This is a genomic window from Streptomyces rectiverticillatus (assembly GCF_013394065.1).
GTDB classification, from domain to species: domain Bacteria; phylum Actinomycetota; class Actinomycetes; order Streptomycetales; family Streptomycetaceae; genus Streptomyces; species Streptomyces rectiverticillatus.
Map to the genome: position 1 here is coordinate 6,426,015 of NZ_CP040752.1, position 23,723 is coordinate 6,449,737.

The window sequence follows — 23,723 nt, forward strand, 5'->3', positions numbered from 1 at the left end:
GCTCAGACGCTCCGGATGCCGGCCGAGGGGAGGGTGCGCCGTGCGCCGCACACCGGCCCGCCGCCCGACGATCAAGGACATCGCGCGCCGGGCGGGCGTCTCCGAGAGCGCGGTCTCCTTCGCGCTCAACGGCCGCCCGGGGGTCTCGGAGGTCACCCGCGCGCGCATCCGCCGGGTCGCCGAGCAGCTGGGCTGGCAGCCGAGCACCGCCGCCCGCGCCCTCTCGGGGGAAGGCGCGGCCACCGTGGGTCTCGTCCTGGCCAGGCCCGCCCGCACGCTCGGCGTCGAGTCCTTCTTCCTGCAGCTGGTCTCCGGCGTACAGGAAGTGCTCGCCGGGCGGGGCCTCGGGCTGCTCTTCCAGGTCGTGGAGGACCTCGACGCCGAGTGCGCGGTCTACCGCCGCTGGTGGGCCGAGCGCCGCGTGGACGGCCTGCTCGTCGTCGACCCGCGGGCCGACGACCCCCGCCCGGCCCTGCTCGACCGCCTCGGCCTGCCCGCCGTGGTCGTCGGCGCGCCGGACGGCCGGGGCGTGCCGCACGGCGCGATCTCCACGCTGTGGGCCGACGACACCGGCGCCATGGCCTCGATCGTCGGCCACCTGTACGGCCTGGGCCACCGCCGCATCACCCACATCGCAGGCCTCCCCGAGCTCGCCCACACCCGGCGCCGCATGGCCTGCCTGCGTGCGGAGGCCGCCCGCCGCGGCCTGCCGGACGTGCGGTCGGTGACCACCGACTACTCCGACGCCCAGGGTGCCGAGGCCACCCGCAGGGAGCTTGCCGGTGGCCGCCCTCCCACCGCGATCGTCTACGACAACGACGTGATGGCCGTGGCGGGCCTTGCGGTGGCGGCCGAGCGCGGCGTGCCCGTACCCGCCGCCCTCTCGATCGTGGCCTGGGACGACTCGGTGCTCTGCCGCAGCACCCACCCCGCGCTCACGGCCCTGGTCCGCGACACCGCCGCCTTCGGCCGCCGCGCCGCCCAGCAGCTCCTCGTCCTCCTCGACGGTGGCCCGGCGGTCAGCGTCCAGGACGCCGTTCCCAGGCTGTCCCCGCGCGCGAGCACCGGACCCGCCTGCAGAGGTGCACCTTGAGCTGTTGTTTAATTGCGACTGATTCGCAATAGCAATATGTCGACAGATCTTGGCAGGGGTGTGGGGCATGACGGCCCGGTCCGTACGGGGAGTGGCCGCCACGGCCATGGCAGGCGTTCTCGCAACAGGCGCGGCGGCCTGCTCGGCACCGGGCGGCAGCGGCGGCGCCGACGGGCCGAAGGACTCACTGGTCGTCGGCATCGCCAACGAGCCCGAGACCCTCAGCCCCCTCCTCGGCTACGGCAAGGACGGCAACTCCAAGATCTTCGACGGCCTGCTCCGCCGCGACGCGCAGATGAAGCTCCGCCCCGCCCTCGCCGACGCCCTCCCGAAGGTCAGCGACGACGGGCGCACGTACACCTTCAAGCTCCGCCACGGCGTGAAGTTCAGTGACGGCAAGCCCTTCTCGGCCCAGGACGTGGTCTTCACCTACCGGACCATCCTCGACGAGAAGACCAACAACGCCGCCAAGGGCGAGCTCGACGCCGTCGACAAGGTCACCGCCGAGTCCGACGACACCGTCGTCTTCGCGCTCAAGTACCCCTACGCGCCCTTCGCCGAGCGCACCGTCCTGCCCATCGTCCCCGAGCACGCGGCCCAGGGCCAGGACGTCAACACCGGCTCCTTCAACACCGCCCCCGTCGGCACCGGCCCCTACGTCCTCACCGGCTGGAGCAAGGGCGAGAAGCTGACCTTCAAGGCCAACCCCGGCTACTGGGGCGGCGAGCCCGAGGTCAAGAAGCTCACCATGGCGATCATCAAGGACGACGACGTGCGCGCCACGCGGCTGCGCTCCGGCGACCTCGACGGCGCCATCCTGCCGCCCAACCTGGCCAGGGGCTTCAAGGGCGACCAGGGCAAGGTGACCATCACCGCGAAGACCACCGACTTCCGCGGCGTCACCCTTCCCACCGCCAACACGGTCACCGGTGACCTCGCCGTGCGCCGCGCCCTCGACCTCGCCGTCGACCGCAAGGCCATGGTCGACAAGCTCCTCGAAGGCGCCGGCCGGGCGGGCTACGGCCCCGTCCCCACCGACAGCGACTGGTTCGCCCAGGGCACCGAGCGCCCGCACGACCCCGGCAAGGCCAAGCAGCTCCTGGACGACGCCGGCTGGAAGCCGGGCGGCGACGGCATCCGCGAGAAGGACGGACAGCGCGCCTCCTTCACCCTCTGGTTCCCCGCCGGTGACAAGCTCCGCGAGGAGCACGCCCTCGCCTTCGCCTCCGACGCCAAGAAGGCCGGCATCGAGGCCAAGGTGCAGAGCGGCACCTGGGAGGTCATCGAGCCGCGAATGAAGCAGGACGCGGTCCTCGCCGGCGGCGGCAACCCCGCCGACCCCGACTTCGACCTCTACAACCTGCTGCACTCCTCCCTCGCCCTCGACGGCTTCAACAACATGGCCGCCTACAGCAACCCCGACGTCGACAAGGCGCTCGAGGAAGGCCGGCGCAGCGGCGACAAGGCCGCCCGCAAGGCCGCCTACGACAAGGTCCAGCGCGGCCTCGCCGACAACCCCGGCTACACCTTCCTCACCCACGTCGACCACCTCTACGTGATGACCGACCGCTGGAAGGACCTCTCCACCCAGGTCGAGCCGCACGACCACGGCCTCGGCGCCGGGCCCTGGTGGAACGTCGAGGACTGGCAGCCGAAGAAGTGACCCGCGCTGCCGCCGGGCTCCCGTGGGGGCCCATGGCGCGCCTGGCCGGACGGCGGCTGCTGGCCGCCGTCCCCGTGCTCGCCGCCGTCACCTTCGGGGTCTTCGCGATCGCCGCGGCCTCGCCCTTCGACCCCGCCAAGGCCTACGCCGGCAGCGCCGGGCTCGGCGCCCGCCAGGACGTCCTCGACCAGCTGCGCGACAACCTCGGCGCCGACCGGCCCTTCACCGCCCGCTGGTGGGACTGGCTGACCTCCGCGCTCACCGGCGACCTCGGCACCTCCACGGCCCTGCGCCAGCCCGTCGCCCAGGTCATCGGCGAACGCATCGGCTGGTCCGTGCTGCTGTGCGGCATCGCCTTCGCGCTGGCCGTAACCGCCGGCACCGTGCTCGGCGTCCTCGCGGCACGCCGCCGGGGCGGCCTGTTCGACCGGGCCGTGACCTCCCTTGCGTACGCGCTCGAAGCCGCCCCGCCCTTCTGGCTCGGCCTCCTCGCCGTCTGGCTCTTCTCCCTCAAGCTCGGCGCCCTGCCCGCCGGCGGACTCACCGACACCGGCAGCGACGTCGCCACGCCCGGACAGGTCGCCTCCCACGTCGTCCTGCCCGCGGCGGTGCTCGCCGTCTCCCAGCTGCCCTGGTTCGTGCTCTACGTGCGCCAGGGCGTCGGCGACGCGCTGGACGAGGACCCCGTGCGCGGCGCCCGCGCCCGCGGCCTGCGCGAACGGACCGTCCTCCTCGGCCACGCCCTGCGCTCCGGGCTGCTGCCCGTCCTCACCCTCGTCGGCTCCCGCGTCCCCGAGCTCATCACGGGCGCCCTGCTGGTGGAGACCGTCTTCAGCTGGCCCGGCATCGCCTCCGCGACCGTGGAGGCCGCCACCAAGGTCGACTTCCCGCTGCTCGCCGCCCTGACCGTCCTCGCCACCGCCGCCGTCCTGCTCGGCAACCTGCTCTCCGACCTGCTCTACGGACTGGCCGACCCGAGGGTGGGCTTCGATGGCTGACCCCCGCACGCGCACGCGCGTCTCCGCCGCCGTAACGGCCGCCGTAGTCCTCACCGTGCTGGTCGTGCCGCTCGCCGTACCCCTGGACCAGCAGGCCGTCGACCTCGCCGCCAAGCTGCAGCCGCCCACGTGGGCCCACCCCTTCGGCACCGACGAGGTGGGCCGCGACCTGCTGCTGCGCAGCGTCTACGGGCTCCGCGTCTCGCTCCTGGTCGGCGTCGCCGCAGCCCTCGCCGCGACCGTCATCGGCACGGCGGTCGGCGCGGTCGCGGGCGCCCTCGGCGGCTGGACGGACCGCCTGCTGATGCGGCTCGTCGACCTCTTCTCGTCCGTGCCGCACCTGCTGCTCGGCATCTTCGTCGTCACGATGTTCCGCCCCGGCGTCTGGCCGGTGGTCGCCTCCGTCGTCGTCACGCACTGGCTGTCGACGGCGCGGATCGTCCGCGCCGAGGTGCTGTCCCTGCGCTCGCGCCCGTACATCGAAGCGGCGGTGTCCGGCGGCGCGTCGCGGTGGCGGGTAACCGTCCGCCACCTGCTGCCGGCCGTGCTGCCCCAGGCGGGGCTCGCGGCGGTGCTGATGATCCCGCACGCCATCTGGCACGAGTCCGCGCTGTCGTTCCTCGGCCTGGGCCTGCCCACGCACCAGGCGAGCCTCGGCAACATGGTCCAGAGCGCGCGCGGCTCCCTCCTCGCGGGCGACTGGTGGCCGACGCTCTTCCCCGGGCTGTTCATCATCGTCCCCACCCTGGCCGTGGCGGGCCTGGCGGCCGCATGGCGGGAACGGCTCAACCCGCGCCGCCGATCGGAGCTGAGCCTGTGACTCCCGTGCTGTTCGTGGACGACCTCTCCGTACGGTTCCGGATGCGCGGCGGCCGCGAGATCGCCGCCGTCACCGGCGCCTCGTTCGAGCTGGCCCCCGGCGAATGCCTCGCCCTCATCGGCGAGAGCGGCTGCGGCAAATCCGTCCTGGCCTCCGCGCTGCTCGGCCTGCTGCCCCGCAACGCCGAGGCCACCGGCCGGGCCCTCCTGGGCGACCTCGACCTCCTGGCCGCCGACGAGCGCACCCTCGCCCGCACCGTACGCGGCCGCCGCATCGGCCTCGTCCCGCAGAGCCCTTCCGCACACCTCACCCCCGTCCGCACGGTGCGCTCCCAGCTGGAGGAGACCGTCCGGGAGCTGACGGGCCTTCGCAAGGGAGGGCTGAGGGAAGCGGCCGAAGCCGCGGCCGAACGGGCGGCCTTCCCCGCCACGCACCTGGACCGGCACCCGCACCAGCTCTCCGGCGGCCTCGCCCAGCGCGCCGCCACCGCGCTCGCCCTCGTCGGCGACGCCCCGCTCCTGCTCGCCGACGAGCCGACGACCGGCCTCGACCGCGACCTCGTCGACCGCACGGTGGACGAACTGCGGCGGCATGCCGACACCGGCCGCGCCCTGCTGATGATCACCCACGACCTCGCGGCGGCCCGGCGCATCGCCGACCGCGTCGCCGTCATGTACGCGGGCCGCATCGTGGAGATCGCCGACGCCCCCGCCTTCTTCGGCGCACCCGGCCCCCGCCACCCCTACGCCCGCGCCCTGCTCGACGCCCTGCCCGAGCGGGCCTTCACCCCCATCCCGGGCATGCCCCCCGAACTCGGCGACCTGCCCGGCGGCTGCGCCTTCGCCCCCCGCTGCGTACGGGCGACCGCACGGTGCGGGACGCTCCCGGCGCCGGTCGGCGGCGTGGCCTGCCACCACCCGGAGGAGGCCACCACGTGCTCGAACTGAGCCGTATCACCGCCGGCTACGACCGGTGCGCGCCCGTCGTCCGCGAGGTCTCGCTGACGGTCGGGGCCGGGCGGTCCGTCGGCCTGCTCGGCCCCAGCGGCTGCGGCAAGTCCACCCTGGCCCGGGTGGCCGCCCTGCTGCACCGGCCGGACTCCGGGACCGTCGTCATCGACGGCGCTCCCGTCCGCGGCTGGCGCCACCGCGCCCCGCGCGAGCAGCGCACGGCCTTCGGCGTGGTCTTCCAGCAGCCGCGCCTCGCCGCGGACCCGCGCATGCGGCTCGCCGACCTGATCGCGGAGCCGCTGCGGGCGACGGGCCGCCGGGACGAGGCCGCGTCGGCGACCGCCGGCCTGGCCGAACGGGTCGGGCTCTCCCGGGAACTGCTCGGCCGGCGCCCGCACGAGGTCAGCGACGGCCAGTTGCAGCGGGCCTGCCTGGCCCGGGCGCTGGTCCTGCGCCCGCGCTGGCTGATCTGCGACGAGATGACGGCGATGCTGGACGCGTCGACGGCGGCGGCACTCGTGGCGGCGGTCGAGACCTACCGCGCCGAGAGCGGGGCGGGCCTGCTGGCGGTGGGACACGACAGCGTGCTGCTGAACCGCTGGTGCGACGAGACGGTGCGGTGGGACGAACTGGACCATAAGCCCGTCCGGCGATAGAGGGCCGGGGCCCGGGGCAGAGCCCCGAAGAGCTAGCGCTCGCTGCCGACAAGCTCACGCTCGGCCGCAGCGGACTCCGCCCGCACCGGCTCCGGCTCCTTCGGCGCCCTCCGCACCGTGGCAACGGCGACACCGGCCAGCACGAGCAGCCCGCCGCCGACGGCGTTGAGCGCCGGCAGGTTCCCCAGGAACGCCGCGTCAAGGCCGAGCGCAGCGACCGGCACCGCGTACAGCACCAGCGAAGCCGTCGACGCCGTCGTGGCCCGCAGCGTCCGCGACCAGGTCCAGAAGGCCATCGCGGTGCAGCCCAGGCCCAGCCAGAGCACCGCCAGCGTGCGGTGGCCGTCGGCCGCCGCGATCTGCCCCACCGCTTCGGGGGCGAGCGGCAGCAGCGGCACCATGCCGAACAGGCTGCCGTAAAAGACGCATTCAGCGCCCGAGTACCGCTTGAGCAGTGGCTTCTGCAGGGCGAAGGACGTCGCCTGGGTCGCGGCCGCGGCGAGCACCATGAGTGCGCCCATGAGCGAACCGCTCCCGCCGCCCGAGGTGACGGCGACGGTGAGCGCGCCGGTGAGCGCCACCGCGAGACCGGCCAGGCCCCGCCCGCCGGGCCGGTCGCCCAGGAAGGCCATACCGAGCACGGTGGTGAAGACCGGGGACGCGGCGATCAGCATGGCCGCGGTGCCCGCGTCCACGCTCTGCTCGCCGGCGCACAGCAGCACCTGGTAGGCCGTCATTCCGGTCAGGCCGAAGGCCGCCATGCGCAGTACGTCGCCGCGGTGCAGCCGGCCGATGCGCCCGAGGAACAGGCACGGCAGGAGGACGGCGATGGTGATGGCCATGCGCAGGAGCGCGACGGAGGCCGGGGAGTAGTCCGGCAGCGCCACCTGGATGGCGGTGAACGCGGAGCCCCACAGCAGCGCGGTCGCCGCCATCGGTGTCCACGGGATTCGGGTGCGCTGTGCCGAGGTCATATTCGCAAGCTAACAACGGCGGATCTATAAGGCAAATAAAGGATTCTATATACTCTTCAAAGGAATCCTTTGAGAGGTGCCCCGCTGTCACCGCCTCCGCACCAACGGGAACGGCAGCGTCTCCCGGATCGACAGTCCCGTCAGGAACATCACCAGCCGGTCCACCCCGACCCCGAGCCCTCCCGTCGGCGGCATCGCGTACTCCAGGGCCCGCAGGAAGTCCTCGTCCAGCTCCATCGCCTCCGGGTCGCCGCCCGCCGCCAGCAGCGACTGCGCGGTCAGCCGGCGCCGCTGCTCGATGGGGTCGATCAGCTCCGAGTACGCCGTGCCCAGCTCCGTGCCGAAGGCCACCAGGTCCCAGCGCTCGGCGACCCGCGGATCGTCGCGGTGCGGACGCGTGAGCGGCGAGACGTCGGTGGGGAAGTCCTTGTAGAAGACGGGCAGCTCCGTGCGCTCCTCGACCAGCCGCTCGTACATCTCCAGCACGATGTCCCCGCGCCCGTCCTCCGGCCGGTGCGGCACCCCGGCCGCGTCGCAGTGCCGCCGCAGCGCGCCCACCGGGGTGTCCGCGCCGATCTCCTCGCCGAGCGCCTCGGAGACCGCGCCGTAGACGGTCTTCACCGGCCACGGCCCCGAGATGTCATGCTCGACCGGCCTGCCCCCGGCGTCCGCCCGCAGCGCCACCGCCGACCCGTGGGCGGCGACGGCCGCGGCCTGGATCAGCTCGCGCGTCAGGTCGAGCATCACGTCGTAGTCGGCGAACGCCTGGTACGCCTCCAGCATCGTGAATTCGGGATTGTGCTTGTACGAGACGCCCTCGTTGCGGAACGTGCGGCCCATTTCGAAGACCTTCTCCATGCCGCCCACGCACAGCCGCTTGAGATAGAGCTCCGGCGCGATCCGCAGGTACAGGTCGAGGTCGTAGGCGTTGATGTGCGTGGTGAACGGCCGGGCGTTGGCGCCGCCGTGGATCTGCTGGAGCATGGGCGTCTCCACCTCCAGGAAGCCCCGGTCGAGCAGCCCCTGGCGCAGCGCCTGCACCGCCGCGCTGCGCGCCCGCACCGTCCGCCGCGCCTCCGTCGAGACGGCCAGGTCCACGTAGCGCATGCGCACCCGCGCCTCGGGGTCGCTCAGACCGTGCCGCTTGTCGGGCAGGGGGCGCAGGCACTTCGCGGTCATCCGGGCGCTGCTGACGAAGACGGTGAGCTCACCGCGGTCGGTGGTGCCGATCTCGCCCTCCGCCTCGATGTGGTCGCCGAGGTCGACGTGCGTGGCGAAGCGCCGCAGCCCCTCGCGGCCGCAGTCCTCCCGGGTGAAGGTCAGCTGCAGGTCGCCGGACCAGTCGCGGAGGACGGCGAACGCGACGCCGCCGTGGTTGCGGACCAGCAGCACACGGCCGGTCACCGTCGCCCGCTCGCCCGTGCGGGAGGACGGCTTGAGCCCCGCGTGGGCGGCGCGGATCGCGGCAAGGGTGTGCGTACGGTGCGCCTCGACCGGATACGGCTCCACGCCCGCCGCCCGCAGCAGCTCCAGCTTCCGCCGCCGCACCCGCACCTGCTCCGGCAGTCCCGCGAGCCCGTCCCGCCCCGCTTCCTCGGCCCCCGCCTCCAGGCCGAGCTCGGAGAGCGGCGGCAGCCCCGCGGTGGACGCCGGGCTGGTGATGCCCCTGGCCCGCCCGCGGTTCCACAGCTGGCCCAGGCTGGGCACCGCGACGAACCCCTCGGCGATGCCGGCGGCGAGCCCGATCCGCGCCAGGGCGCCTGCGTCCGCGTAGCACAGGAACCGCGGGTGCCACTCCGGGTTGTACTTCACGTTCGAGCGGTACAAGGCCTCCAGCTGCCACCACTTGGAGAAGAACAGCAGCAGCTTGCGCCACAGCCGCAGCACCGGCCCCGCACCGATCCGCGCACCCTCCTCGAATGCGGAGCGGAACACCGCGAAGTTCAGCGAGATGCGCTTGACGGCGAACCGCCCGGCCTGCGCGCACAGCTGGGTGACCATGAACTCCATGACGCCGTTGGGCGCGGCCCGGTCACGGCGCATCACATCCAGCGAGACCCCGTCCCGCCCCCACGGCACGAACGACAGCAGGGCGATCATCGTGCCCTCGCTGTCGAACGCCTCCACCAGCAGGCAGTCGCCGTCGGCAGGATCGCCGAGCCGCCCCAGCGCCATCGAGAAGCCGCGCTCGGTCTCGGTGTCCCGCCAGGCGTCCGCCCGGTGGATGACCTCGTGCATCTCCTCGTCGGTGAGCGCCGAGTGCCGCCGGATACGGACCGTGGCACCGGTGCGCTCCACGCGGTGGACGGCCTGCCGCGTCACCCGCATCTCGCGCCCGTCCAGGTCGAACGAGGCGACCTGCAGGATCGCTTCGTCACCGAGCTGCAGCGCGCCCAGCCCCGAGCGCGCGTACGCCTTCGCACCCGCCTCGCTGGCTCCCATCACGGCCGGCTGCCAGCCGTAGCGGCCCGCGACCTCCAGCCACGCGTCGATCGCCGGCGTCCACGCCTCCGGATCGCCCAGCGGGTCGCCGGAGGCCAGGCAGACGCCCGCCTCCACCCGGTAGGTCACCGCCGCCTTGCCGCTGGGGGAGAAGACCACGGCCTTGTCCCGGCGGGTCGCGAAGTAACCCAGCGAATCCCGGCCGCCGTAGCGGGCCAGCAAGGCGCGGATCCGGGGCTCCTCGTCGTCGTGGAGCGCCGCCTCCAGGCGCTGTGAGCGGAAGAGCGACATGGCGGCGTTGAGCAGCGCCAGCGCGCCGAGCAACCCGAGCAGGAAGTACAGCCAGTGCGGCGGATGGCCGGTGAAGTGCCGGCCGCTCACCAGCCCGCCGCACACCTTGTTGGCGACGAACAGCAGCCGGTTGCCGCTCCCGGGCTCCAGCGACCCGGGGAACAGCGACACCAGGCCCCAGCCCACCAGGGTGGCCACTGCGAGCCCCGCAGCCAGCACGAGCGAGGCTCGCAGGAACGCGCCTCGGCGTGACGCCGCGTAGAACTCCCGGCGGGCCAGGATCAGCAGCGCCATCGCCGCCACGCACAGCACCAGCGAAGGGATCGTGTCCCAGTAACCCACCACCAGCAGCAGGACGTCCGCGAACAGCAGCAGGGTCAGGTAGGCGAGGACGAACCAGAGGGTGACCCGCTTGCGGGCCGCCATCGCCGTCGCGAGCAGCAACAGGAAGACGGCGTAGGCCAGGTTCGGGGCGGTGGGGACGGTCAGCGTGTCCAGCGCCTCCGTCAGCGGCAGCGCCGCCCGCCGCAGCGGCATGATCAGGGAAGTGATCGCACAGAACAGGCCGAGGGCGCCGAAGAAGATCGCAAATCCGTTCGGCACCCGGTGCAGCAGCCGCCGCCACGCGGACTCGCGCTCCCCGCTCTCCCGGCCCTGCGGAACCGGTGCGGGCCGCTCCGCGGAAGGCCTGCTGTCGGCGGCTGTGCGGCTCATTCCGCCAGCCTAGGCACCCGGCGGACGGCCTGCCTGCCGAGAGCACCGACCCGGACGGCGACGCTCGTACCTGAATGGAGTACACCTGCTGCCCCGGGCCGGGGCGCTGTGTGGGCCAGACTGACGGACAACCGCTCCGCCGAGGAGGTTCGCCATGGCCATTTCGATCTCCGTGGTCCTGTTGTTGCTCGTCCTGGTGGTCGTGTTCATGCGCAGCGGGTCGCTGCGCATGTCGAACGCCCTGGTCTGCGTCCTGCTCGGCTTTCTCCTCGCGAGTACGAGCGTCGCGCCGACGATCTCCGACGGCCTGTCCAGCACGGCACGCCTCGTGAGCGGCGTACGGCCATGACGACACCCGGGCCGGGCCCCGCTGTCAGGGGACCCGGCCCGGGATGCAGCCGTGCTGTGCTCCTGGCGCCCGGTGCTCCCGGCGCCTCTCGCTCCTAGCGCCCGATCTCGACGTCCTCCAGGACGCCCAGGGCGTCCGGCACCAGGATCGCCGCCGAGAAGTAGGCACTCACCAGGTACGAGGAGATCGCCTGCTCGTTGATGCCCATGAACCGGACGTTGAGGCTCGGCTGGAACTCGTCCGGGATGCCGGTCTGGTGCAGGCCCACCACGCCCTGGTTGTCCTCGCCGGTCCGCATGGCGAGGATCGAGCTCGTCCCCGACTCGCTCACCGGGATCTTGTTGCAGGGCAGCAGCGGCACTCCGCGCCACGAGCGCACCGAGGAGCCCAGGACGTCGATGGACTGCGGGTACAGACCCCGGCTGGTGCACTCGCGGCCGAACGCGGCGATGGTGCGCGGGTGGGCGAGGAGGAACTGGGTCTTACGGCGGCGCGCCAGCAGCTCGTCGAGGTCGTCGGGGGTGGGCGGGCCGCTGCGGGTGTGGATGCGCTGGCTGATGTCCGCGTTGTGCAGCAGACCGAACTCGCGGTTGTTGACGATCTCGTGCTCCTGGCGCTCGCGCAGCGCCTCGACCGTCAGCCGCAACTGCTGCTCGAGCTGGCTCATCGGGTCGTTGTAGAGGTCGGCGACGCGGGTGTGGACCCGGAGCACGGTCTGGGCGACGCTCAGCTCGTACTCCCGGGGGGAGAGCTCGTAGTCGACGAAGGTGCCGGTGATGGCGGGCTCGCCGATGTGGCCCGAGGTGACGGCGATGTCGGCCTCACCGCGCTTGTTCTGCGGCCGCGCCGGGCGGGAGGCGTACGCCGCGACGTGCTCGCGCAGCGCCTCCGACCGCTCGGCCAGCTCCTGGAAGGCCTGCAGGGGAAGGGCCAGGACCGTGCAGCGGGTGACGGCCCGGACGGTGAACCCCCAGGTGCCGTCCGGCTCCAGGGGGACCTGCTCGCCGAAGTAGTCCCCGTCGGCCAGCACGCCGAGCACGGTCTCGTCGCCGTACTTGCCGGTGCCCGTCTTGTTGAGCTTGCCGTGGGCGATGAGGAAGATGTGGTCGGCCGGGGCGCCGGCTTCGACGAGGGTGTCACCCGCCGCGTACTCGCGCTGGACGAAGCCGTCCGCCAGGGCCTCCAGCGTGTCGTTGTCGCCGAAGTCCCGCAGCAGCGGGAGCTCTCCGAGCTCCGGCGGGATGACCCGGACCTCGGAACCGGTGGAGACGAACTCGACCCGGCCGTCCCCCACGGTGTACGTGAGCCGCCTGTTCACCCGGTAGGTGCCGGCGGACACCTGCACCCAGGGCAGCACGCGCAGGAGCCAGCGGGAGGAGATCCCCTGCATCTGCGGTACGGACTTGGTCGTCGTGGCGAGCTGGCGGGCCGCTGTGGTGCCGAGGCTGAGCTGTGCCTCCGTGGCCGATGCGACCTGGCCGGACTCCACTGACGTGGTCATAGCTGGTGATCACCCATCTGTATGCGGTACGGGGCGCGGATTCGCGGTGCGGTGCGTGGTGCGGGTGGTCCCCGGCGGCTGCAGCCGGGGACCGAGGGCCGGGGTCAGTGGCCGATTTCGACGTTCTCCAGAATTCCGAGGGCGTCCGGCACCAGCACGGCGGTGGAGTAGTAGGCGCTCACCAGGTAGGAGATGATGGCCTGTTCGCTGATACCCATGAAACGCACCGAAAGGCTCGGCTTGTATTCATCCGGAATTCCCGTCCGGTGCAGTCCGACGACGCCCCGGGATTCCTCTCCGGTGCGCATGAGGAGCACGGAACTGGTGCCGTTCTCGGAAATCGGGATCTTGTTGCACGGGAAGATGGGAATTCCGCGCCAGGCGGGCACGGAGTGGCCGCCGACGGCGGCGGGGTCCGGATAGACCCCCCGGCGGTTGAACTCCCGGGCGATGGCCGCGATCGTACGCGGGTGGGCCAGCAGGAAGCTCGGGTCCTTCCAGACCGTGGCGAGCAGCTCGTCGAGGTCGTCGGGGGTGGGCGGGCCACTGCGGGTGTGGATGCGCTGCTTGAGGTCCGCGTTGTGCAGCAGGCCGAACCGGCGGTTGTTGATCATCTCGTGCTCCTGGCGCTCGCGCAGGGCCTCGATGGTCAGCCGCAGCTGCTGCTCGACCTGGTTCATGGGCTCGTTGTAGAGGTCGGCGACGCGGGTGTGGACGCGCAGCACGGTCTGCGCGACGCTCAGCTCGTACTCCCGGGGGGAGAGCTCGTAGTCGGCGAAGACGCCGGGCAGCGCCGGCTCGCCCGAGTGGCCGGAGGCCACGTCGATCGCGGATTCGCCGTGCTCGTTCTGCGGGCGGGCGGTGGTGGTACGGAACGCTTCCACATGGGACTGCAGCCCGGCCGACCCTTCCATGACCTCGTGGAACGCCTGACGCGGCATGGTCAGCACGGTGCAGGCGGTGACGGCCTTGACGGTGAAGTCCCAGTTGCTCTCCGACGTCTCGGCCAGGGCCCGGTCGCCGAAGTAGCCGCCGTCGGCCAGGACGCCTAGGAGGGCCGGATCGCCGTACTCGCCCTCACGGACCTTGGTGAGCTTGCCGTGGGCGATCAGGACCACCTGGTCCGCCGGCTGCCCGGCCTCCACGACGACCTCGCCCGGCCGGAACTCCCGCTGGGTGAAGCGGCCTGCGAGCGCTTCGAGCACCTCCGGGTCGTCGAAGCCGCGCAGCAGTGGGAGTTCGCCCAGCTCCGCCGGGATGACCCGGACGTCGGCGCCGGTGGAGACGAACTCCACCCGGCCGTCGCCGAGGGTGTGCGTCAGGCGCCGGTTCACCCGGTACGTACCGCCCGGGACGTGCACCCAGGACAGCATCCGCAGGAGCCACCGCGAGGTGATTCCCTGCATCTGCGGAACGGACTTTGTCGTGGTCGCCAGATTCCGTGCGGCCTCGGTGCCCAGGCTCAGCCGGCCGGGATCGTTATTGCCGTCGGTGCCGGTCTCCACTGACGTCGTCATATGCGAATGCCCACCCATCCGTTATGGAAACAGGCCGCTGCGGACCTGCTGAAGAATTCCCCTGGCCGCCCTCGAAGCTAGCAGTGGGATATCAGCGGGCGCAGTCACTCAAAAGGGTGGATTGATCGATGATGTTACGTTCGGACGAAAACGCCGATGCCGTTTGCCACCGGCCGCTCGGCCCCGCCCGACGGATGATTGCGGACCACCGTCCGGTCGCTCTCCGGATCGCGGGTGACCAGCGTGCTCGAGCCGCCGCCGTCCAGGTTGACGGCGTCGTCCGCGCCCAGATCGCGCATCAGGTCGGCGAGCTCGGCGACGGTGAGCCCCGTCCGGTAGTCGGCGGCGCCGTCCAGCGCCAGCAGGTAGAACAGCCGCCCCTCGTCGCCCAGGCCCGCGGCGGTCCGCACGGCGGAGGTCGCACCGTCGAGCCCGGAGAGCAGCCGGCCGTCGCGCAGTACGGGGAAGCCGCCGATGGCGAAGCGCAGCGCGCCCCGGTGCACCCCCTTCAGCCGGTCCTGGACGCGCACGGCGTCACCGACCTTGAGGCTGCGCAGCTCCCGGGCCCCCGCGTCCCGCCCGACGAGCACGAGCGTGCCGGAGGCGATCGCGCCGCGGCCGGGTCTGTGCGCCGCGGCCGTCACCTTGCCGTGCCGGACGGTCAGTTCGTGGGTGTCGTCGGTGCAGGGTGCGCCTCTGCTGGCGTCCGTGCCGCAGGTGGCGCGGAGCCGTGATGCCGTCCCCCAGGAGGGGGTGTACACGCCGATGCCGCCGACCGGCAGGGCGTACTGGTTGAGGCCGCGCAGCGGCAGCGTCCTGCCCTTGGCCGTCACGGTGCCCTCCAGGGTGAGCCGGTCCAGCCGGCCCCTGTAGTCGGTGCCGAGGCCGATGACGTCCCGGGTGTTCACACCGGGGGGCATCGCCGGTCCGAAGCGCTGCCCGTTCGGCACGGCCGCGCCGAGGCGGCGGCCGTTCGCGATGGACGGCCCGACCGGTGCACCCGTCGCCTCGACCCCCGGGTGCTGGGTTTCCGTGATATTGAAGAAGTCGCCGTTGACCCCGGCCACCGCGTCCCGGGCGGCCGCCATCCGGGAGACCGTCGACCTCGCGGCGACGGAGCCGGGGTGGAGCAGGTCGAGCGAGACGCCCGGCCGGCTCAGATCGACCCTCAGGACGTGCCCGTACGCCGGGCCGTGGGAGGCCGGAATGGAGAACTCCCGGTACTCCACGCCCGGCGCGACCGGGGCCAGGGACCGGTACTGCAGTACGGGCCGGTCGCCCGCATCCGCCAAAGAGGTGCCTCCGCCGCCGATCAGCGAGGCCCATGCCACCAGAACCGTCAGTACCGAGCGCATGCGTCTTCTGCGTCTCTTCACAGTCACCCCAGAGGTCCCGTCAACTCTGGCACGGCGCAGAACAGTTCACCATGCCCCGAAAGAACGACAGGGAACGCGCCGACGTCGACGCGGGCAACTCTCGGCACATCCCTGCCCAGGGGCCCGTCCGGCCCGGATACTCACAGGTGCCGGCCGGTGCGGACGGACCGCGGCTGCACACCGGCACACCCACCGGCACACCCACCGGCCTGGGAGTTCCTGGAGAACTGGGAGAGCTGCCATGAGCCTTCGCACGCGCCGCGCAGCCGTCGTCAGCCTCGGAGCCGCCCTCGGCGCCGCGCTCACGGGGTCCTTCGCCACCCCTGTCTTCGCCCGGCCTGCGGCCGCGGGGCGCGAGGCGTCCGGCGCGCCGGGCAGGCCGCCCCTGCGCCGGGCGCACGCGCACAACGACTACGAGCACGCCCACCCCCTCACCGATGCGCTCTCCCACGGGTTCGGCAGCGTCGAGGCGGACATCTGGCTCGTCGACGGGCGGCTGCTCGTCGCCCACGACGCCTCGGGCCTCGACCCGGCCCGCACCCTCGAAGCCCTCTACCTCGACCCGCTGGAGCGCCGGGTCAGAGCTGGCCACGGCCGCGTCTACCAGGGCTACAACCTCTCGTTGCGGCTGCTCGTCGACATCAAGAGCGACGGCGCGGCGACCTATCGGGAGCTCTCGCGGCGCCTGCGTCGCTACGGCACGCTGTTCACCTCCTGCGCCGACGGCCGGATCCGTCGCGGCGCCGTCACGGCGGTCGTCTCGGGTGACCGCGGCGCGCGGGGGCCGATGGCGGAGGAGCGGCTGCGGCACGCCTTCTACGACGGCCGGCTCGCCGACCTCGGCGGGGGTTCGCCCGCGTCGTTCATCCCTTTGGTGAGCGACAACTGGAGCACCGCCTTCGGCTGGCAGGGCGTCGGCCCGATGCCGGCTGCGGAGAGGGCCCGGCTCCGGCAGATGGTGTCCGCCGCGCACGCCGAGGGCCGGCGCGTGAGGTTCTGGGCGACGCCCGACCGGCCCGGCCCGGCGCGCGAGGCCGTGTGGCGGGAGTTGCTCTCCGCCGGTGTGGACGTGCTCAACACCGACGATCTGGCCGGCCTGGAGGCGTTCTTGCGCGCGGCGGGCTGAACGCTGCACGGAATGTCCGGGTCCGGGGTGGAACGTGTAGCGGTTCCGTCACCGCCCGCCGGTGTGCGCACGTCCGGCGGGACGCTGGCCGCATGGCCACTCCACCTGGACCGCCGTACGGGCCGCCCGCAGGTCCGCCCCCGGGCGGCTTCGGGCCCGCCCAGCCGCCGTGGGGCGCACCGCCGCCTCCGCCTCCTCGCCGGGGCGGTGGCGGGCGCCGTGCCGCCCTGCTCGTCGTCGCGCTGGTGGCGACGGCCGGGATCGCCCTGGGGGCCGTCCTGGTCGTCGGCGGCAAGGGCGGGGAGCCGGGCAGGCCGGGTGACGGGAGTGAGCCCGGCGGCCCGGGTGCGGCCACGTCGTCGCCTTCGCTCACCCTCCCGAGCGGGTTCCCGTCGCAATGGCCGACCGCCCTGCCGTCCGGTCTGCCCAGCGGTCTGCCCACGTCCTTGCCCACGAGCCTGCCGAGCGGCCTCCCTTCGGGGCTGCTCCCGTTCGCCGGCGACGGCGGCCGGGGCTGAAGGCCGGCCTCACGGCCACGTTGCATACGGGGCGTCAGGTGGTCGGCGCCTGCGGCTGCTCCGGAACGGCCTGGATGTCCAGTTCGATCCTGATCGTCGCGCCGATCATGGCGATGCCGCGCCGGAGCATGGAGCGCCAGTCCAGGGTGAAGTCCTCGCGGTGCAGCTCGGTGGAGGCCGAGCAGGCCGTGCGGGTCTCGCCCATGATGCCGGTGCCGATCCCCAGGTAGCGGGTGTCGAGGGCGATGTTCCGGCTGACGCCGTGCAGGTTGAGCACGCCCTGCACGGTCCAGTGCGAGCCCCCGCGGTGCACGAAGCGCTCGCTGGTGAACTGCATGTACGGGTAGTTGACGACGTCCAGGAACTCCGGCGAGCGCAGGTGCTCGTCGCGCTGTGCGACCCCGGTGTCGATGCTGGCCGTGTCGATCACGACGTCGATGCGGGAGTGCCGGACGTCCTCCGCGATCCAGAGGGTGCCCTCGAAGCGGTTGAAGCGGCCGTGCACCTCGGCGAGGCCGATGTGCCGGGCGATGAAGCGCACCGCCGTGTGGTCCGGGTCGATGCGCCAGGCGCCGGGTGCGGGCATGGGCGGTGCCGGGGCGAGTTCCATCGCGAGGGTGCCGAGCGACGTGCGGGTCTCCTCGGCGCAGGTGACGGTGCGCAGGACGGGCCGGAAGCCTTCGGCCGTCACGGAGACGCTGTACTCGCCGGGAGCGACGGTCGTCGCGAAGCGGCCGTGCGGGTCGGTCTGCCCGTGCACCACTTCCCGGCCGCCCGCGTCCCGCACGGAGACCTCGGCTCTGTGCAAGGGCGACTGCATCGGCTCCACGACGATGCAGTCGAGAGCCCCCGCCCCGAGCGGAATCGGCGCGGCCTCCGGGCGGGAGGGGCGCGTGAACCGGCGGAGCAGGGCGAAAGCCATCCCAAAGGGCCTTTCCGTGACCAGAAGGTGATTGAACTGTAGATCACCATATTCTGTCGCTGATAGGCAAAATCCTTGGGGTTGCCTATGAAAGCTCCCTTTTTACCCTTCCTTGCCTTTGAATCACCGGTCGTCGGTGAGGAGTGCGGCGAGCGCTGCCGCCGGATCGTGGTCACAGGGCCCCGCGGGCAGCCAGCGGCCGCCCTCCTTGCGGTAGGGCCACCAGCGGCCGTCCCTTCCGTAGCGCAGCTGCGCGGAGGTGCCGACCGCGGTCCACCGGTTGCGCACGGCCCGCAACCGCGGAGCCTGCTCCTCTTCCCAGGCGCCGGCCAGCCGGGCGCGGGCGCGTGCCAGGCCCTCGCCCTCCGGAGTCCACTCCTCCTCCAGGACGGCGAGGGAGGCCGGCCCGCCGTACTCCCAGGCGCGTACCGCCCGTGCGAGCTCGGCCCGCTCCCGTCCGCAGCCCGCCGCGAGGCGGGCGGTGATGCGCTCGTCCGGGCCGGCCGCCGCCAAGCGCACGGCGTCCTCCCACAGCGTGAGCTCCCCGGCGACGGGAGTGCCCTCATGACCGGTGGTCAGCGCCTCGGCCAGCAGCTGCCGGGCCCGGGCCGCGGCGTCCGCGACCAGGAACTCCAGCGCCGCGGGATCCAGCCCGGGCGCGGGCGCCACGTCGCCGCTGAGCACCGGAGGGCGGCCCGGGCTCTCCACGACGGGCGGCGGATCCGGCAGCGGGGGCACGAAGGACGCCGTGGCGAACGCCTCTGCCGCAGGCACCCCGGAGGGCGCTTCGGCGCCCTGCCCCGGTCCGCCGCCGGATCCGCGCGCAGCGTTGCGTGCCTGCAGCTCCTCCAGCAGCTCCCCTTCCCCGCGGCCGCGCATCAGCAGCAGGACGAACGGGTCCTGGTCGAGCAGCAGCGCCATCTGGTGGCACAGCGCCGCCGTGTGCGCGCAGTGGTCCCAGGCCCCGCAGGTGCACTCCGGCTCCAGGTCCCCGATGCCCGGCAGCAGTTCCACCCCCGCCGCGAGCGCGTCCTCGGCCAGGTGCGGCGGTATGTCGCGGTCGAGCAGTGCGGCGATGTGTCCCGCCTGACCCGCCACCAGCTCCAGGAGGCGCTCCCAGTCGGCCGTGCCGAACTCCTGCACCACCACGTCGGCGCGGTACGCGGTGCCGTCGCGGTCCCGTACGACGGCCGTGATGCGCCCGGGCCGCACCGAGACCGCGCCCACCGCGCCCGCGCGCGCGTGCCTGCGCCCGGCCTTCACCTGCTGGCCGTCCAGCGCCGTGTCCTCCAGCGCCTTGAGCCACGCCCGGCCCCACCAGGTCCGTGCGGAGCTCCGCCTCTGCTCGGGCGGCAGCGCCTCGAAGGTGCGTTCCGCCCTCTCGGTGGCATCCTGTCCGCTCAACGTCCGTTCCCCCTCAGTGCGACGAGATCCGCCAGCTCGGCGTCGGTCAGTTCGGTCACGGCCGCCTCGGCGGTGCCGAGGACGGCGTCCGCCAGGGCCTGCTTGCGGGTGAGCATCTCGGCGATGCGGTCCTCGACCGTGCCCTCGGTGACGAACCGGTGCACCTGCACCGGCTGCGTCTGGCCGATCCGGTACGCGCGGTCGGTCGCCTGCGCCTCGACGGCCGGGTTCCACCACCGGTCGAAGTGCACGACGTGCCCGGCCCGGGTGAGGTTCAGGCCCGTACCGGCCGCCTTGAGCGACAGCAGGAAGACGGGAACCTCGCCGTCCTGGAAGCGGCGCACCATCTCCTCGCGGCGCGGGACGGGCGTGCCGCCGTGCAGGAGCTGCGTGGGGACGCCCCGTGCGCCCAGGTGCTGCTCCAGGATGCGGGCGGTCGCCACGTACTGCGTGAACACCAGCACGCCCGCGCCCTCGGCGAGGATCGTGTCCAGCAGCTCGTCCAGGAGCTCGACCTTGCCCGAGCGGCCGGCGATCCTCGGGGACTTCTCCTTGAGGAACTGCGCCGGGTGGTTGCAGATCTGCTTCAGGCCGGTCAGGAGCTTGACGATCAGGCCGCGCCGTTCGAAGCCGTCCGCGCCCTCGATCTCGGCGAGGATCTCCCGCACCACGGCCTCGTACAGGCCCGCCTGTTCCATGGTGAGCGTGACCGCGCGGTCCGTCTCGGTCTTCGGCGGCAGCTCCGGCGCGATGCCGGGGTCGGACTTGCGGCGGCGCAGCAGGAACGGGCGGACCAGGGCCGCGAGGCGCTCGGCCGCTGCGGGGTCCGCGCCGCCCTCGACGGCCTGGGCGTAGCGCGTGCGGAACCGGCTCAGCGGGCCGAGCAGCCCGGGCGTCGTCCAGTCGAGGATGGCCCACAGCTCGGAGAGGTTGTTCTCCACCGGCGTGCCGGACAGTGCCACGCGCGCCTTCGCGCCGATGGTGCGCAGCTGCTTCGCGGTGTCGGAGTACGGGTTCTTGACGTGCTGGGCCTCGTCGGCGACGACCAGGCCCCAGGAGGTGCCGGCCAGCCGCCGGGCGTCGAGCCGCATGGTGCCGTACGTCGTCAGCACGAACTCCCCGTCGGCCAGCCCCTCCAGGGACCGTGCCGGGCCGTGGAAGCGGCGTACGGGGGTGCCGGGCGCGAACCGTTCGACCTCCCGCTGCCAGTTGCCCATCAGGGACGCCGGGCAGACCACCAGCGTGGGACCGGCCGCCTCGGGCAGCGTCTGCCGGTGCAGGTGGAGCGAGATGAGGGTGATGGTCTTGCCCAGGCCCATGTCGTCGGCCAGGCAGCCGCCGAGCCCGAGGGAGGTCATCCGGTGCAGCCAGTCCAGGCCGCGCAGCTGGTAGTCGCGCAGCGTGGCGGCGAGCCCGGCGGGCTGGGGGACGGGCTCCCGGGACCGTTCGGGGTCGGCGATGCGGTCGCGGAGCGCGGCGAGCCAGCCGGTGGCCCGGACCTCGGTCTGCGGGCCGTCCTCGTCGCCCTCCTCCACGGGCGCACGGCCGGTCAGGGCCGCGCCCAGCGCTTCGACCGGCGTGAGCTTGCGGTCCTGCCGCTCGCGGGCGCGGCGCACCGCCTCGGGGTCGACGAGCACCCACTGGTCGCGCAGCCGTACGGCGGGTCGGCCCGCTTCCGCGAGCCGGTCCAGCTCGGCCTGCGTCAGCTCCAGCCCGCCGACGGCGAAGCGCCAGCCGAAGGTCAGCAGCGCGTCGGCCGAGAGCAGTGACGGCATGCCGGACCGCTCGTGGTCCGGCCCCGTGCCGTCGTCCTCCGGGGGGCCCACGAAGGCCCGCGCGGTGAAGCTGCGGACGAGGTCCTTGGGCCAGTGCACCTCGACCCCGGTGGCGTCCAGTGCCGCGGAAGCCCCTCCCAGCAGCTCGCCGACCTCCTCGTCGGCGAGGTCGACGGCGTCGGGGACCGCGGCGGAGAGCAGCGGGGTGAGCGGCGGCCAGGCGCGGGCGGCCCTGCGCAGCGCGAGGAGCGCCTTCATCCGGGCGTCCCGGCCGAGCGCGGCGGCCGTGGGCGACCCTCCGGACCACACCTCGGCGGCGTCCGCGACGAGCGTGGGGTCGGAGAGGCTGTGCAGCTGGAGCACGGCCCGGAAGCGGGGGGCCGCGTCCTCTCCGGCGAGGGCTCCCAGCACCTCGACGCGCAGCGAGAGCCGTACACCCGCATCGTGGCCCGCGGCGACGCCGGCGGCCCACGTGCGCTGCTCGGGCAGGCGGCGCCGCTCGGGCGCGGCGAAGGCGGGGCCGTCGGCTGCGAGGGCCGCGGCGGGGGAGCGGGGCAGCCCGTCGGCGACGGCGTCCAGGAAGGACCGCACGAGCAGTTCGGGCTCGGGCAGCAGCAGGGGGCCCGGGCCCGGAAGCGGCACGGCGTGCGCCGCCGGCGGCATCGCGGCGGCCAGCTCGCGCACCCGGCGCAGGTCGTCGGCGGTGAGCGGGCCGACCCGCCACGCGTCGTGATCGGTCTCCGACAGGCCGGGCAGCAGGCGCCCGCGCGCGGCCATCTGCAGGGCGAGCACGGCGGCGGCGCCCCAGAAGGCGGCCGCCTCGTCGGCGCGCGCTGCCCGGGCGCGGGTGAGGACGGGCAGGGCGTCACGTACGGGCAGCACGGCGGCCCGTACGGTCGTGGTGGTGACGTCGGTGCCGTCCGGGACGGCGATGGTCAGGTCCTCGACGCCGCCGGGGGAGGCGGGCGGTTCGTCGTCGGGGAGCCAGAAGGCCACCCGGCCGGTGCGTGCGGGGTCTCCGGGGAGGAAGACCGCCGAGCACCGGGCGAGCCGGGAGATCTCGGAGGGTGTTGCGGCAGAGGGCGGTGTCACAGCGCTGCGCATTCCTCAAATTTGACTAGTCGGGGTCCGGGCGCCCGAGGGTACAGGACGCATACCCCGGGCGAAGGCCTCCGCCGGGTGAGCCGTGCCACACACCGGAGGTGAGGTGCACTCAGCCCCCCTGTGCGCTGCGGGGGCTTGCCCCCGCAGGAGCCGGGTGGTGACTCCATGGCCCCGGTACGCCCCGGTCCGTACGTTCGGTGAGGTCAGCCCAGCCCAGCCTGCCGACGTCCGGAGACCCCATGCCCCAGGCCACCACGCTGCTCGCGGAACCCGCTGCAGGCAGTGACTTCGCCCCGCTCCTCCGCCAGGTCCGGGGACAGGGCCTCCTCGAACGCCGGAGAGGCTGGTACGCGCGCAGCATCGCCGTGAACCTCCTCGCGCTCTCCGTGACGGCCGCCGGGATCGTGCTCTGCGGCGACTCCTGGTGGACCCTCCTGCTGGCCGTGCCCGCCGCCCTGTTCTGGGCCCGCACCGCCTTCGTCGGGCACGACAGCGGACATGCCCAGATCACCGGCACCCGGCGCACCGGGCGGCTGATCGGCCTCGTCCACGCGGACCTGCTGCTGGGCATGAGCTACGCGTGGTGGAACGACAAGCACAACCGCCACCACGCCAACCCCAACCATGTCGACAAGGACCCCGACGTCGGCGTCGGAGCACTCGTCTGGACCCAGCGGCAGGCCGCACAGCGCCAGGGCTTCACGCGGTGGCTCACCCGCAACCAGGCCCGCCTCTTCTTCCCGATGCTCCTGCTCGAAGGCATCAACCTGAAGGTCTCGAGCGTGCGCGACCTCAAACGGCAGAGCCCGGCCGAGCGGCGGACGGAGGCCGCACTCCTGGCCCTCCACGCGGCCGGCTACGCCACCCTGCTGCTGTCCGCGATGTCCCCGGGCAAGGCCCTCGCCTTCGCCCTCGTCCACCACGCGCTCTTCGGCCTCCACCTCGGCATGGTCTTCGCCCCCAACCACAAGGGCATGGAGATGCCGGACCCGGACGACGGCGCACGCCGGGGCCACCTCCGCCGCCAGGTCCTCACCTCGCGCAACGTGCGCGGCGGCCCCGTCACCGACTGGCTCATGGGCGGGCTGAACTACCAGATCGAGCACCACCTCTTCCCCAGCATGCCGCGCCCCCACCTGCGCCTCGCCCGGCCGCTGGTCCGCGCGCACTGCCGCGCGTCGGGGCTGCCGTACACCGAGACTGGAATCGTCGACTCGTACCGCCAGGCGCTGCACCACATGCACGCGGTGGGCGCACCGCTGCGGACCGGGTGAGGAACCAGGCGCCGCCGCCGGGCGTTCTCACAGGCAGAGCGGCAGCCGTCGCGAAGGAGGCAGGGACATGAGCAACAGGGCCAAGGTCGCCGTCGGAGGCGTGGCGGTCGGAGTCATCCTGCTGTGGCTGCTGCCCTTCTGGGCCGCACTGCTGGTGATGGTCGGGGTGCCGGTCGGCGCGTATCTCCTGCTGGACTCCTCGCAGCGCAAGAGGCTGCGCCGGGTCTCACGCAAGGAGCTGGGACGCTGACGGTCC

The 23,723-nt window shown here is 73.3% G+C and carries 19 protein-coding genes; 11 read left to right on the forward strand and 8 right to left on the reverse strand.

Features of this window, described 5'->3' with window-relative positions; genetic code table 11:
- The first annotated feature begins 40 nt into the window (after positions 1-40).
- The 6 genes from FGW37_RS27860 to FGW37_RS27885 all read left to right on the forward strand — a co-directional run bounded on the left by FGW37_RS27860 (position 41) and on the right by FGW37_RS27885 (position 6,180).
- A complete protein-coding gene (locus FGW37_RS27860) occupies positions 41-1,093 on the forward strand; it encodes a LacI family DNA-binding transcriptional regulator (RefSeq protein ID WP_179083573.1) in 1,053 nt (350 codons plus the stop codon).
- Between the two features lie 67 nt (positions 1,094-1,160).
- On the forward strand, positions 1,161-2,756 hold the full coding sequence (locus FGW37_RS27865; protein ID WP_179083574.1) for an ABC transporter substrate-binding protein: 1,596 nt from the start codon (positions 1,161-1,163) through the stop codon (positions 2,754-2,756).
- Between the two features lie 32 nt (positions 2,757-2,788).
- Positions 2,789-3,754, forward strand: a complete 966-nt coding sequence (locus tag FGW37_RS27870) for an ABC transporter permease (protein WP_179083575.1) — start codon at positions 2,789-2,791, stop codon at positions 3,752-3,754.
- A complete protein-coding gene (locus FGW37_RS27875; RefSeq protein ID WP_179083576.1) occupies positions 3,747-4,574 on the forward strand; it encodes an ABC transporter permease in 828 nt (275 codons plus the stop codon). The genes FGW37_RS27870 and FGW37_RS27875 overlap by 8 nt, the downstream gene beginning before the upstream one ends.
- The gene (locus FGW37_RS27880; RefSeq protein WP_179083577.1) at positions 4,526-5,521 is read left to right on the forward strand and encodes an ABC transporter ATP-binding protein; all 996 of its coding nucleotides are present in this window, start codon (positions 4,526-4,528) and stop codon (positions 5,519-5,521) included. The genes FGW37_RS27875 and FGW37_RS27880 overlap by 49 nt, the downstream gene beginning before the upstream one ends.
- Positions 5,509-6,180 (forward strand): ABC transporter ATP-binding protein, encoded by a 672-nt coding sequence (locus FGW37_RS27885; RefSeq protein WP_179083578.1) that lies wholly within the window; start codon positions 5,509-5,511, stop codon positions 6,178-6,180. Before FGW37_RS27880 ends, FGW37_RS27885 begins: the two co-directional genes overlap by 13 nt.
- A 32-nt stretch (positions 6,181-6,212) precedes the next feature.
- Here the strand turns inward: FGW37_RS27885 and FGW37_RS27890 are convergent, their stop codons facing one another.
- Together FGW37_RS27890 and lysX are read right to left on the reverse strand one after the other, a co-directional pair.
- Complete coding sequence (locus tag FGW37_RS27890; protein ID WP_179083579.1) at positions 6,213-7,154, reverse strand: DMT family transporter; 942 nt, start codon at positions 7,152-7,154, stop codon at positions 6,213-6,215.
- 87 nt (positions 7,155-7,241) lie between these two features.
- The gene (lysX, locus tag FGW37_RS27895) at positions 7,242-10,601 is read right to left on the reverse strand and encodes a bifunctional lysylphosphatidylglycerol synthetase/lysine--tRNA ligase LysX (protein WP_179083580.1); all 3,360 of its coding nucleotides are present in this window, start codon (positions 10,599-10,601) and stop codon (positions 7,242-7,244) included.
- Positions 10,602-10,755: 154 nt separating this feature from the next.
- On the opposite strand from lysX, the gene FGW37_RS27900 reads away from it, so the two are divergent.
- Positions 10,756-10,950 carry a hypothetical protein gene (locus FGW37_RS27900; protein WP_179083581.1) on the forward strand — a complete coding sequence of 65 codons (195 nt, stop codon included), beginning with the start codon at positions 10,756-10,758 and terminating at the stop codon, positions 10,948-10,950.
- 94 nt (positions 10,951-11,044) lie between these two features.
- Here FGW37_RS27900 and FGW37_RS27905 read toward each other — a convergent pair whose 3' ends face one another.
- The 3 genes from FGW37_RS27905 to FGW37_RS27915 all read right to left on the reverse strand — a co-directional run bounded on the left by FGW37_RS27905 (position 11,045) and on the right by FGW37_RS27915 (position 15,323).
- The gene (locus FGW37_RS27905) at positions 11,045-12,451 is read right to left on the reverse strand and encodes a family 2B encapsulin nanocompartment shell protein (RefSeq protein WP_179083582.1); all 1,407 of its coding nucleotides are present in this window, start codon (positions 12,449-12,451) and stop codon (positions 11,045-11,047) included.
- A 104-nt stretch (positions 12,452-12,555) separates the two neighbouring features.
- Complete coding sequence (locus FGW37_RS27910) at positions 12,556-13,968, reverse strand: family 2B encapsulin nanocompartment shell protein (RefSeq protein ID WP_179083583.1); 1,413 nt, start codon at positions 13,966-13,968, stop codon at positions 12,556-12,558.
- 134 nt (positions 13,969-14,102) lie between these two features.
- On the reverse strand, positions 14,103-15,323 hold the full coding sequence (locus FGW37_RS27915; protein WP_179083584.1) for a phosphodiester glycosidase family protein: 1,221 nt from the start codon (positions 15,321-15,323) through the stop codon (positions 14,103-14,105).
- A 262-nt stretch (positions 15,324-15,585) separates the two neighbouring features.
- Between FGW37_RS27915 and FGW37_RS27920 the strand changes: the two genes are divergently transcribed.
- Together FGW37_RS27920 and FGW37_RS27925 are read left to right on the forward strand one after the other, a co-directional pair.
- Positions 15,586-16,470 carry a phosphatidylinositol-specific phospholipase C/glycerophosphodiester phosphodiesterase family protein gene (locus tag FGW37_RS27920; RefSeq protein ID WP_179083585.1) on the forward strand — a complete coding sequence of 295 codons (885 nt, stop codon included), beginning with the start codon at positions 15,586-15,588 and terminating at the stop codon, positions 16,468-16,470.
- 92 nt (positions 16,471-16,562) lie between these two features.
- Complete coding sequence (locus tag FGW37_RS27925) at positions 16,563-16,988, forward strand: hypothetical protein (RefSeq protein WP_179083586.1); 426 nt, start codon at positions 16,563-16,565, stop codon at positions 16,986-16,988.
- A gap of 34 nt (positions 16,989-17,022) precedes the next feature.
- Here FGW37_RS27925 and FGW37_RS27930 read toward each other — a convergent pair whose 3' ends face one another.
- The 3 genes from FGW37_RS27930 to FGW37_RS27940 form a co-directional block, all read right to left on the reverse strand.
- A complete protein-coding gene (locus FGW37_RS27930; RefSeq protein WP_179083587.1) occupies positions 17,023-17,910 on the reverse strand; it encodes a YceI family protein in 888 nt (295 codons plus the stop codon).
- A 123-nt stretch (positions 17,911-18,033) separates the two neighbouring features.
- Positions 18,034-19,314: an SWIM zinc finger family protein gene (locus FGW37_RS27935; protein WP_179083588.1), complete on the reverse strand. Its 1,281-nt coding sequence runs from the start codon at positions 19,312-19,314 to the stop codon at positions 18,034-18,036.
- Entirely contained in the window at positions 19,311-22,181 is a 2,871-nt protein-coding gene (locus tag FGW37_RS27940; RefSeq protein ID WP_246430604.1) for a DEAD/DEAH box helicase, read from the reverse strand. Before FGW37_RS27940 ends, FGW37_RS27935 begins: the two co-directional genes overlap by 4 nt.
- Before the next feature lie 251 nt (positions 22,182-22,432).
- Here FGW37_RS27940 and FGW37_RS27945 point away from each other — a divergent pair, with 251 nt between their 5' ends.
- Both FGW37_RS27945 and FGW37_RS27950 read left to right on the forward strand, forming a co-directional pair.
- Positions 22,433-23,467 (forward strand): fatty acid desaturase family protein, encoded by a 1,035-nt coding sequence (locus tag FGW37_RS27945; protein WP_179083590.1) that lies wholly within the window; start codon positions 22,433-22,435, stop codon positions 23,465-23,467.
- A gap of 67 nt (positions 23,468-23,534) precedes the next feature.
- A complete protein-coding gene (locus FGW37_RS27950; RefSeq protein WP_168097070.1) occupies positions 23,535-23,717 on the forward strand; it encodes a hypothetical protein in 183 nt (60 codons plus the stop codon).
- Positions 23,718-23,723 lie beyond the last annotated feature (6 nt).